The sequence below is a fragment of the Bacillus sp. GbtcB14 genome (genome assembly GCF_019091205.1).
In the GTDB taxonomy this organism is placed as follows: Bacteria; Bacillota; Bacilli; order Bacillales; family Bacillaceae_G; genus Bacillus_A; species Bacillus_A cereus_AG.
The window spans coordinates 319,928-331,422 of sequence record NZ_JAGXJT010000005.1 but is presented as its reverse complement, the minus strand read 5'-3'; the positions used below and the strand labels follow the sequence as shown (position 1 = coordinate 331,422).

Below are 11,495 nucleotides of genomic sequence, written 5' to 3'. Positions count from 1 at the left end.
TCCATTACATTATGTAGGAGCGGGATTAACATGTTAATAAAACCAAAGAGGTTACAAGCAGGAGATATCGTGGCGACAGTAAGTCCTTCATGGGGCGGTGCAGGTGATTCTGAAATAAGATGGCGATATGAGCAAGGAGTAAAAAGATTAGAAGAAGTTTTCGGTCTTACGGTTATTCCAATGCCAAATAGCTTAAAAGGCAGCGAATACCTTTATAACAACCCAGAGGCCCGTGCGGAAGATTTAATGACAGCATTTAAAGATACGCGCGTGAAAGCAATTATTGCGAATATTGGCGGTGAAGATAGCATTCGCTTACTTCCCTATATAGATTTTAATGTGATACGTGAAAACCCGAAAATTTTTATGGGATACTCTGACGTTACCATTTCACATTTATTTTGCCATAAAGCAGGGATTTCCTCTTTTTACGGTCCAGCCATTTTAACAGATTTTGCTGAAAATGTAGAGATGGATCCATATACGATTGAAATGGTAAATCGAACTCTCTTTTCTAATGAAATGATTGGCGAAATTCAACCAGCTTATGAATGGACGAGTGAGCGTTTAGAATGGATAGAAATAAATAAGGATACAAGACGTACGATGAAACAAAACAATGGCTATGAGGTACTTCAAGGCTCTACTACTGTACAAGGACGCTTAATTGGTGGTTGTATAGAAGTATTGGAATTTGCAAAAGGAACGGAACTTTGGCCTGAGAAAAAACATTGGGAGAATCGTATCCTTTTCTTTGAAACTTCTGAAGACCATCCAGAACCAAGCTATATAAAGTATTGGTTACGAAATTACGCAGCGCAAGGCATTCTCCAAAAAGCAAAAGGCATTATTTTTGGTAAACCAAAAGACGAAATGTATTATGAAGACTATAAACACGAAATACTGAAAGTAATGAAGGAACATAACTTAGAAGATTTGCCGATTCTTTATAATTTAAATTTTGGACATACCGAACCGAAGTTTATTTTACCTTACGGTGCGATGGCAGAAATTAATTGTGAAAATGGGGCTTTCTCTATTTTAGAGAGTGGCGTGGAATAAAGGAAAACTTTAAATAAGTATCTAATTGGAGGGAGATTACGTGTATGGAAGTAACATTTACAGTAAGTAAATGGGATGAAAAACTAATCGATGATACTAGAAAAGATTTTCCTATTAATATTGCCCATGTTGAGTATGATATTGATGGTGAATTAAAAGGAAAAGCTTTTGTTGAATACTTATTATATTATTTAGACTCAAATATAAATGATGGTCACTTGGCTACTGCTAAAATTTCTGGATTTTTACACTTTGAAGGAATTTACAAGGGGCAACAAGGAACATTTACAGCTATAGAGCAAGGAATATTTGATAAAGGAAATTTAGATTCCCCAGGAACAATTATTAAAGCTACCGGTAACTTAGAAAATCTGCGAGGTTCCTATCATTATCAGTTTACAGGTCAAACTAGTAAACTAATTTTAGAGTTTGAATTTTAACAAAATACCCTATAATATAGTGGAGAGGACATTTCTTGCAATACTAGAAATGTCCTTTTTATTGACGAGATTATCCTACTATTTTCTAATAGTTAAGAAAATAGTATAATGCATAAATTTTTCGTTATGGGGGAATTAAAACTCTAAGCCTGAGGGCCCCACTCACTCATTACTTTTCCTATCAATTAAAGAATGATCCCCGAAAAACTCCCCTTCATAACTTCTTTTTCAAGTTGATTCCTACATGTAAACATCGCAATAATTTTTGTACGATTTTTTTCATCTCGTTCAAATCGTTCAATGGTTACGTCACAACAAATTGTATCACCGCTAAAAACAGGACGTAAAAATTCAAAATCCATCTTGCGAGCTAACACGTTATAATCACCGCCAATTTTTGTAGGCAACGTTGATGTTAACAGCCCTTGTACAACAAATCTCCCCTGCTCATCTGGTGTAACATGATGAACGCCTTCATCTTTAGACACTTCCGTAAATAATGCAACATCTTCTTTTGTAAAAGTTCGTTCAAAGGTGATTTTTTCGCCTACTTGTAATTTCATCCATACCCCTCCTCAAAAACCCTTTTAAAATAAGAAAAACCGAAACTAAAAATCATTTCGGTTTTTCAATCTAAAGAAGTCTATTTATTTTAATGAATGTACAAACAACCCACTGCGCAGTTTCGGTTCAAACCACGTTGATTTTGGCGGCATAACTTCTCCAGCGTCTGCGATTGCTAATAAAACTTCCATTGATGTCGGATATAATGCGAACGCTGCTTTATATTCACCGCTATTTACAAGGCGTTCTAGTTCTTCTAATCCGCGGATTCCGCCTACAAAATCGACGCGTGAATCAGACCGCGGATCATGTATTTCAAGTACTTGGCTTAATAAATGATCTTGCAGGATAGATACATCTAAACCTTTCACGAGATCATTCGCATCAAACGTTTCCTCTTTCACTGTGAGCTTATACCATTTCTCATTTACATACATACCAAATGTTTTTGGCTCATTTGGTTTATACGGAGAAACAGCTGCTTCTTCTACATAAAAGTATTGCGTGATTTGCTTTAAAAACTGTTCTTCTGATAAGCCCTTTAAATCTTTCACAACTCGGTTATAGTCCCAAATAGATAATTCATCATGAGGGAATAAAACGGATAGGAAGAAATTAAATTCCTCTTCTCCTGTGTAATTTGGAAATTGTTCTCTTCGCATTAGCCCTACTTTTGCTGCTGATGCTGAGCGATGATGTCCATCTGCAATATAAAGATTCGGGATATCTTCAAATAAGTTTACTAAACTTGCAATTATTTCTTCATCAGCTATTTTCCAAGCAACATGCTTAACGCCGTCTTCTGCTGTAAATGTATAGATTGGTGTATGTTCTTCTTTCCAGTTGCTAATTAATCGTTTCACGTCTTCTTTTGTACGATACGTTAAAAAAATAGGACCTGTATTTGCGTCACACACATCTACGTGACGAATACGATCTAGTTCTTTTTCATGACGCGTTCTTTCATGTTTTTTAATTGTATCATCTTCATACTCATCAATAGATGTACAAACGACAAGCCCTGACTGCTTTCTACCTTGCATCGTCAGCTCATAAATGTATAGTGCTGGCTCTTCGTCTTGAATGAACACTTCTTCTCGTATAAGTTGATTCAAATTTTCACCCGCTTTTTCATATACGCGATCATCGTACGGTGAAAGTGCTGGGTCTAAATCAATTTCTGCTTTATCAACGTGTAAGAAAGAATACGGATTTCCTTTTACAACACCTCTTGCCTCTTCACTATTTAAAACGTCATACGGTAAAGCTGCAACTTGTGCTGCTTTTTCTTCTACTGGACGAATGGCCCGAAACGGTCGGATTTTTGCCAAGTTTTCCTCTCTCCTTTACACAATCATTCGAACGGCTACAACACCTGTAATTTTGCTTATATTTTCCACAATGTTCTCTTTTATTATATCATCAATTCTGTTATCAATATCAATCATTGTGTACGCCCAAGAATGTTTACTACGATTAATCATATCCGCAATATTAATATGATGTTCTGCTAAACATCCTGTAATTTGTCCTACCATGTTCGGAACGTTTTGATGCATGATTGTAATACGTTTCTTTCCGATATACGGCAGTTCTACGTTTGGATAGTTTACTGAATTACGAATATTTCCTGTCTCTAAATATTCTCGTAATTGACGTGCTGCCATGACCGCACAATTTTCTTCCGATTCAGACGTAGATGCACCAAGATGAGGAGTCGCTGTTACATTTTTCATCTTTATCACATTTTCATTCGGGAAGTCCGTTACGTAATGTGTAATAACATCTTCTTCTAAGGCTGTTTGAAGAACTTTTTCATCTACAAGTTCTCCTCTAGAGAAATTGAATAGACGCATACCTTTTTTCATCTTCTCTACAGCGTGTTCCCCAATAATCCCCTTCGTTTGATTTGTAAGAGGAATATGAAGGGTAATATAATCACATGTTGCAAAAATTTCATCTAAACTAAATGCTCTTTGCACATGCGTAGAAAGGCGCCATGCTGTTTCAACTGAAATGTAAGGATCGTATCCGATAACATCCATCCCTAAAGCTAACGCATCGTTCGCAACTAAAGCACCGATTGCACCAAGGCCAATAACGCCTAGACGTTTCCCTGCAATTTCTGATCCAACAAATTGTTTTTTCCCTGATTCAACAAGCTGCGGTACTTCTTCACCCTCTAAATTTTTCGTCCAGCTTACTCCGTTAATAATGTTACGTGAAGACATAATAAGGCTGGCGATAATAAGTTCCTTTACTGCATTGGCATTAGCTCCTGGTGTATTAAATACGACAATCCCTTTTTCTGTACATCGCTCGACAGGAATATTATTTACACCAGCACCAGCTCTTGCAATCGCCTTTAAGTCTTTTGAAAATTCTTCTTGATGTAAAGAATAGCTGCGAAGTAAAATACCATCTGGATGGTCCATTCTATCTCCTACTTCATAACGCTCTCCGCCAAGTACTTGCAAGCCTTTTTCTGCAATTTGATTTAACGTTTGAACACGAAACATATCCCCATCTCCCTATCTATTCTCAAGCTCAAATTCCTTCATATAATTCACTAATTGCTGTACACCGTGTACTGGCATCGCATTGTAAATACTTGCACGCATACCGCCGACTGAGCGATGTCCTTTTAACGTAACAAGGCCGCGTTCTTTCGCTTTTTGTAAAAACTCATTATTCAGCTCTTCTGACGGCGTTGTAAATGGAATATTCATAAGTGATCGATACGTAGGATCAACTGGTGAAGTAAACAATTTTGATTCATCTAAGAAATTGTAAAGAAGTGAAGATTTCATTCTATTCTGTTCTTCAATCGCAGATACCCCGCCTTGCTCTTTCAACCACTCTAGTACAAGTTTCGTTACGTAAATACTAAAGGACGGCGGTGTATTATATAAGGAGTTATTTTTGCTGTAAGTTTCATAGTTTAACATCGTAGGACAAGAGCGATCTGCTCTCCCAATTAAATCTCTTTTTATAATAGCAATCGTTAAGCCCGCTGGCCCTAAGTTCTTTTGCGCTCCCGCATATATAAGGCCAAACTTCGTAACATCATATCGTTCTGATAAAATATTTGAGGACATATCCGCAACGAGCGGTACTTTATCTAAATGTGGAATGTCCACATATTTCGTCCCCTCAATTGTATTGTTCGTTGTTATATGTACATAATCTAGTTTCTCATCGCTCCGTAAACCATCCAGCTTAGGAATCGTAGTAAACTTCGCTTTTTCAGAAGAAGCAATCACTTGTACTTCTCCTACTTTTTCAGCTTCTTGCATCGCCTTTTTAGACCATGAGCCAGTCAATACGTACCCTGCTTTTTTATACGTATTCATTACATTTAACGGTATCATAGAAAATTGTAATGACGCACCGCCTTGTAAAAACAACACTTCATACTCATCAGGAATGTTCATTAATTCACGAATTAGGCTACTCGCTTCCTCTATAATACTTTGAAAATAAGAAGATCGATGACTCATTTCCATAATAGACATGCCTGTCCCGTTATAATTTACAAGCTCCTTTTGCACTTTCTCTAAAACTGGCAAAGGGAGTATTGATGGTCCAGCTGAAAAGTTATATACTCTCTCCATCACCCTAATAACCTCCCTATTTCTCATTTTTATTAATTTTTAAACTTTCTGAATTATAACCCGAAATATAATATACGGTCAATTTGTTTTCTATTATTACGGCGCAAGACGCAATGGAATCGCTTGCATGTGCAAACTATTTTTTATAAACATACAAAAAAGTGTTAAGTACATAATCGTACTTAACACTCTAGTAGTAATAGAATAATAGCTAATTGTTCGTAAAGAACCGATCAAAAATTTGATAAATAGCAGAAAGACCAAAGAGCCAATAAATAGTGTCCACAAGCGCCGGCATTGAACCAAACCATTTCTCAACTACATTGTAATCTAACGCTACAAATAACCAATTCAAACCGCCAAGAATCACCAAAACTACTGTAAGGTAAGACAAAAATTTCATTATGATTGCCCCCTAGGTAATAAGATGGTGAAAGGCCTTTCACTAGAAATATATGTGGTAAAATTCAAAACTTACCTATTTAATAAAATTTATTTTCGGTACCAGCCGTTAATAACTGCCTCTGCTTCTTTACTATGGATTTGATACGCATGCGTACTATTATTAGAGCCAATAAACCAAACTGAGAATCCTTTAAAGTATGGCTTCGATTCCAAAACATTTCGATAAGCACGCCACCCGTTTAGTTGTATATCTCTTGAAAATACATTTGAAACATCTGGATTCCACGGATTTTGCAATCCAAGTTCACGCGCCGGAACGTTAAATCCGCCAAAATAAACAGGCTTCCCTGTTGCTTTATGTAATTGTTCTAGTTGCTGAACAACATTTTGTCCACGATTATATACTGTCGTCGCAAATAAATTTTGTCTTACTTCTTCATACGATGGATTTCTTTTCCCTGAAACTTCAAACCAACTATCGATACTTACAATATCCACCTTTTTTAAATACGGACGATTGATTTTCACTTTAAACTTTGCCTCATATGAAGGATCCCAAGTTGCTGTTAACCACCAATTCATTTGATACAAAACATTTCCTTTATACTGCTTACGAACAAAATCAATCGTATCGCTCCAATATCCTTCTGCATATTCCATATTCACGAAATTAGAAGCAATCTTGAGCCCATACACATTGTATTTACTTGTAATCGAATGAAAGATGTCTTGCAAAACAACCGTTTTCCAATTCCAGAAGAAATCATTAATATTACTTGGATTCCACTCCGTTTCTCCAACATTTCCTTGCTGAATATACGGGAACGGTTCCACTATAACTTGAATATTACGCTTTAATAATTCTTGAATTAAAATAATAGCCTGTTTCTTTTGTGCCTGATTAATTACCATATTAGTAGAAGTGACATTCGGAATGTCGACTTGAATCGGTACATTTACTGTATTTAAATTTAAACGTTTCACATCAGCTAACACTTTCGATACATTTCCAACTTCCCATACCGTTACGTTCCCTGATTTTATTTTTCCTGGTTGAACAGCTGCCTGTATATTCCCTTGAAAACAAAAAGAAAACAACATAATAAACACTCCTAAAAAACTTACTAAACTCTTATTTCTCTTCACAACTTTCCTCCTATTATTCTTGGCATACTTGCTTATTTTATACAACGTTTCACATATATTCCATACAAAAAAGAGTGGGATTTTCATCCAAAAAAATGCTATTCATCCTTTATTCATACCTTATTCATACTAACCTCCTAAAAATAGTAAGGTAAATAAAAAAGGAGCGTATTTCTGCTCCTTTTTTACCCTTATATGATTGATTTTATTAACTTCCTTCTGGTAACTTAATTGAATCAAATTTATCAAATGAATCAATTTTTATGCTCACAACTGTATCCAAATTTTCTTTATCCGCACTAGATTTCTTATCTGTATTACGTTCACTCAGTTTTATAGCTGTGCGCATCTCTTCAAATTTATAATCTTTCGTTATTATATATTCAACAGTTAACGCATCCATATTAAATCCTTCCATTAATTTGTTCATATCTCCATTAATTTTCTGTAATGTATCTACTGCTTCTTTCCCCTTTAGGTCAAGTGTAAGCTTATATGTATCTCCCTCCTTCTTCGCTTTCATTTTCTTAGCCAAAACTTCTGGTAAATCTAACTCATTAAGTAAATTTTTACTTACCATTACGTCATTTACATTAAATTGATCACTAGGTATCGTAATTAACTCTCCTGTACTAGGGTCTTTCACTTGAGCAACGACTTTTCCATCTACTTCGTACGTTACAATATCTGTTCCACTTATTTTCATTTCTGCTCTAGAATTCTTTCGTTTCGGCTCCATTTGAATGTTCATTTTAATCTCTTCTGATTGACTGTTCCCCTTCATTGACATAAGAGACGTTAAAGTGAGAAAATCCTCTTGTTTAAAATTATCACCTGCTTTTTTAAAAATATCTTTCGCGACTAATTCTTTTTCTTTTTGTACAGATACTGGTTTTGTAACATTCGTTTTCTCACTACTACAACCACTTGTCAAACCTACTATTAACGCCAAACTAGATGCTACAATCATTTTCTTCATAATGATCCTCCCCATTCCCTATTAGAAATAATTACACTTCATGTATAGTAAATTAAATGAATTAACATAAAAACAAATACAATACTTATTTCACTTCTAAACTAAACCAATTGTTAAATCCATATACTAACGTAACTAACGATCCAATAACACCAAAAACAACTATATTTATACCAATTGAAGAGCCAAATACAACAGCTATTATTGACACAATCATTAATAAAATGGCGATACTATTAATCTTAATTTCTACTATATCGCCATCCTTTACTTTCTTTTCTTTACTCCCAAAAAAGAATTGTTTTACTTTTATATTTGCATCATCTCCCTCAAAAGGAAACGTATATTCTTCATTATTTTCAAGTTTCATTACTACTTCATTATCTACCTTTACAGCGACTCTTGCTGCTCCTCCCATCATTCCCGTTGCCCTTATTACTTTAATACTCATGCTAAATCCCCCCTGTTTCAACACCTTGTGACTCTATTTTTCCAAGTAACTCTTCATATTTTTGCATCTCTTCTTGCGCATTATTCCAGCTCTCACCGTAAATATGAGTTAACTTTCTTGCTGTTATTTCAATAATAAAAGAGCTATCTCCATTTTGAAGTAATACATACGTTCTTGTATCCTCTTTATATATTTTCATAGGAGTTGCTTTTTTTAACTTCTCCCCGGCTGGTTGTCCTACCTTTTCTAACATAACCGGTACATAACTTTTTTCTATAGCTCCCTCGATTGTACTTCCATTCCAATCACCTTTTCTTAATACGTATAATACAGTTACTACTTCTAACTTATCGAACGATTCTTTTTTATCTTTGAGCGCTTTATCTTGTTGCTCTACAATAATATCCTTCGTTTCTTGACTCATTTGTGGCGTCGTATTCACCGCATTTGTATTATTTAAGTTATACAATTTTCCAACTTTAAATATAAAGGAGATCGATAAAACGACAATTAAACAAATATACCATTTATTATATTTTGGTGATTCAATATCTGAATATGATTGAATCTTTTTATGTTCAGCTGATGATAAAGCTGGTTCTTTCACTGCTGCAGCAACCTCTTGCTGCCCCTCATACACAGTTCCTTTACTCCAGAAGCCCTCTAGCTGTGCTTCCAGTTCTTCTTTTGATAGTTTCGCAACTGGAATAGTAGTAGCCTCTTCTTTTTTAACCGTACTTTCCATATTGGAAATTTCACGATTTCGAATGATTTTATTTCTTTTCACATTGTATTCAGCATCAAAGCGTGTTCCTAATCCTACTTCTTTATGAATCCTCCCTTTTATAATAGATGAAATGCTATACATCATAAAAATAACTATATACACGGAACCGGCATACCAACCTGTCAAATATACAGGAAGTATTATCCAACCTAAAAGGCTTAAAATAACTAAAATGTAGTGCAATTTAAGATTCCTCTTACTTGCAAACGAAAATATTTTACAAAACTTAGAAAATGCATTCCAAAATGTATACGTAAAACTTGCCATAAAGGCACAATACTTATTTTTCGTTCCGATTGTATCCCTATAAATTTTGTAAGCACCTTCGTGATTTGGCTCTAATCGTATTGCAGTTTCAGCTAGCATTCTTGCTTTTTTAAAATTCCCTTTTTCTTTTGCTACATTTGCAAAAGAGACTAGATTTGTTACATTTTCTGGATTCAGCTCTAAAGCACGTTTTTCCGCCTTTATACCCTCTTCTATTCGTTTCGGATAATAACTTAAAAGAATAAAAGCATATCTTCCTACATACATATCATTTTCAGGTTCTAACTCTATCGCTTTGTTATAGTATGTAATACCTTTATTAAGCGATTCTATATGTACTTTTGCCTCGCCCACATAAAAGTAATATACGCCTTCTTCCGGATAATTTTTTATCCCTATTTCTCCTATCTCTTTTAATCTCTCAAAATTTTCTTGCGCATAAAAAATATCTAGCGCTGTTAACAAAACATTTTCATCTAAGTGATCTATTTTTAGTGCTTCTTCTAAATATTTACTTGCTTCATCAATTTGTCGAAAACCAAAGTAGTACACATGACTTAAACAAATATAACCAGTAGCATCTTCTGGATCTTCTTTAATCATCCATTCCGCTTCTTCTTTTGCAAGCTCAACATCACCAAGCTTCAATAAGTGCGAGATTCTCCTAAGTTGCTCCTCCATCTATTCCTTTCCCCCAATCTAATATCATTTATTTCAATTGGTGCTCTTCCATATACTCTAATACTTTGTCAAAATCCTTATTTACATCACTAAACGTTGCATAATTTTTTGCAGTAGAGAACCAGTCTAAAGTTGTCGGTTGCCGTTTTTTCATTGCTTTTAATAAATCTTCATTGGATAAGGGCTGTAACTGCCCCGTTTCAAATGAACGCTGAATAGCTTCATTAATAGCGTCTTCCACTAAATATGTTAAATCTGCCCCTGAAAAATGTTCTGCATACTTCGAAACAAAATCTAACTGCAATTCCATTCTCGGTTTATCCTTTGTTTTCAGCTCTAGTATTGTCAGTCTTTCCTCGTTATTTGGTGGTGCCACAAAAACAAGTGAATTAAAACGGCCTGGTCGTCGTAACGCTGGATCAATATACCATGGTGTATTTGTTGCCCCAATTATATAAACACCTTCATTAAAAGAATTGCTTCCGTCCATCTCCACTAGCAATTGATTAACTAGCGTTCTTTGATGATGAGCACCCATCTTCTGTCTATTCCCGCCATATGCGTCTAACTCATCTATAAATAAAATACAAGGCTTTGTTTTTCTTGCCTCTTCGAACACTTCATGTAAATTTTTCTCCGCTTCTCCTGACCACATCGATAGTATTGCTTGCAACTCTAAATGAATAAAATTAGCGTTTATCTCCCCTGCAACTGCTCGCGCTAAAAATGTCTTACCGCATCCAGGCGGCCCATAAAATAATAAACTGCCTCCTACTTTCTTACCAAAAGCCTGAAAATACTCTGGATTCTTAATCGGCATAATAAAGTCCATATTTATTTTCTTTTTAATATCTTCCATTCCACCAACATCATCAAAAGTTATTTTACTCTCTTCCACTTCAACCATTTGATTTTTTTCTCTATCAAAAGAAATCACTTTAATTTTCTCTCGATATTTCTCCATGTCGTTCATTCTTGTATTTATCCCCCTATAAAACCCTTTAATTTAGAATATATGTATCCCTATTGCTGTAAAACCTTAAACCAAATATTCCAAAAAAAATTATAACAAAGTTCTACAGAATATTTTGTCAAATTT

At 35.0% G+C, this 11,495-nt stretch carries 12 protein-coding genes; 2 read left to right on the top strand and 10 right to left on the bottom strand.

Annotation, left to right across the window (positions count from 1 at the left end; genetic code table 11):
- The first annotated feature begins 30 nt into the window (after positions 1-30).
- Both KVT31_RS17295 and KVT31_RS17290 read left to right on the top strand, forming a co-directional pair.
- The gene (locus KVT31_RS17295) at positions 31-1,062 is read left to right on the top strand and encodes a S66 family peptidase (RefSeq protein WP_088096995.1); all 1,032 of its coding nucleotides are present in this window, start codon (positions 31-33) and stop codon (positions 1,060-1,062) included.
- 44 nt (positions 1,063-1,106) lie between these two features.
- Positions 1,107-1,502, top strand: a complete 396-nt coding sequence (locus KVT31_RS17290; protein ID WP_000454078.1) for a DUF3224 domain-containing protein — start codon at positions 1,107-1,109, stop codon at positions 1,500-1,502.
- A 185-nt stretch (positions 1,503-1,687) separates the two neighbouring features.
- On the opposite strand, the gene KVT31_RS17285 is transcribed toward KVT31_RS17290, so the two are convergent.
- From KVT31_RS17285 to KVT31_RS17240, 10 genes are all read right to left on the bottom strand, one after another.
- Positions 1,688-2,065, bottom strand: a complete 378-nt coding sequence (locus KVT31_RS17285) for a hotdog family protein (protein WP_088096996.1) — start codon at positions 2,063-2,065, stop codon at positions 1,688-1,690.
- Between the two features lie 84 nt (positions 2,066-2,149).
- Positions 2,150-3,397 carry a DUF1015 domain-containing protein gene (locus tag KVT31_RS17280; protein WP_088096997.1) on the bottom strand — a complete coding sequence of 416 codons (1,248 nt, stop codon included), beginning with the start codon at positions 3,395-3,397 and terminating at the stop codon, positions 2,150-2,152.
- Between the two features lie 15 nt (positions 3,398-3,412).
- Positions 3,413-4,585, bottom strand: a complete 1,173-nt coding sequence (locus KVT31_RS17275; RefSeq protein ID WP_088096998.1) for a 3-phosphoglycerate dehydrogenase family protein — start codon at positions 4,583-4,585, stop codon at positions 3,413-3,415.
- A gap of 12 nt (positions 4,586-4,597) precedes the next feature.
- On the bottom strand, positions 4,598-5,680 hold the full coding sequence (gene serC / locus KVT31_RS17270) for a 3-phosphoserine/phosphohydroxythreonine transaminase (RefSeq protein ID WP_088096999.1): 1,083 nt from the start codon (positions 5,678-5,680) through the stop codon (positions 4,598-4,600).
- A 211-nt stretch (positions 5,681-5,891) separates the two neighbouring features.
- Complete coding sequence (locus KVT31_RS17265; RefSeq protein ID WP_088097000.1) at positions 5,892-6,083, bottom strand: DUF378 domain-containing protein; 192 nt, start codon at positions 6,081-6,083, stop codon at positions 5,892-5,894.
- Between the two features lie 89 nt (positions 6,084-6,172).
- Positions 6,173-7,231 (bottom strand): glycoside hydrolase family 113, encoded by a 1,059-nt coding sequence (locus KVT31_RS17260; RefSeq protein WP_098343850.1) that lies wholly within the window; start codon positions 7,229-7,231, stop codon positions 6,173-6,175.
- Between the two features lie 208 nt (positions 7,232-7,439).
- Entirely contained in the window at positions 7,440-8,210 is a 771-nt protein-coding gene (locus KVT31_RS17255; RefSeq protein WP_088097001.1) for a DUF6612 family protein, read from the bottom strand.
- 85 nt (positions 8,211-8,295) lie between these two features.
- A complete protein-coding gene (locus KVT31_RS17250; RefSeq protein WP_088097002.1) occupies positions 8,296-8,661 on the bottom strand; it encodes a hypothetical protein in 366 nt (121 codons plus the stop codon).
- Position 8,662: 1 nt separating this feature from the next.
- Positions 8,663-10,396 (bottom strand): tetratricopeptide repeat protein, encoded by a 1,734-nt coding sequence (locus KVT31_RS17245; RefSeq protein ID WP_088097003.1) that lies wholly within the window; start codon positions 10,394-10,396, stop codon positions 8,663-8,665.
- A 28-nt stretch (positions 10,397-10,424) separates the two neighbouring features.
- The gene (locus KVT31_RS17240) at positions 10,425-11,369 is read right to left on the bottom strand and encodes an ATP-binding protein (protein ID WP_044443441.1); all 945 of its coding nucleotides are present in this window, start codon (positions 11,367-11,369) and stop codon (positions 10,425-10,427) included.
- Positions 11,370-11,495 lie beyond the last annotated feature (126 nt).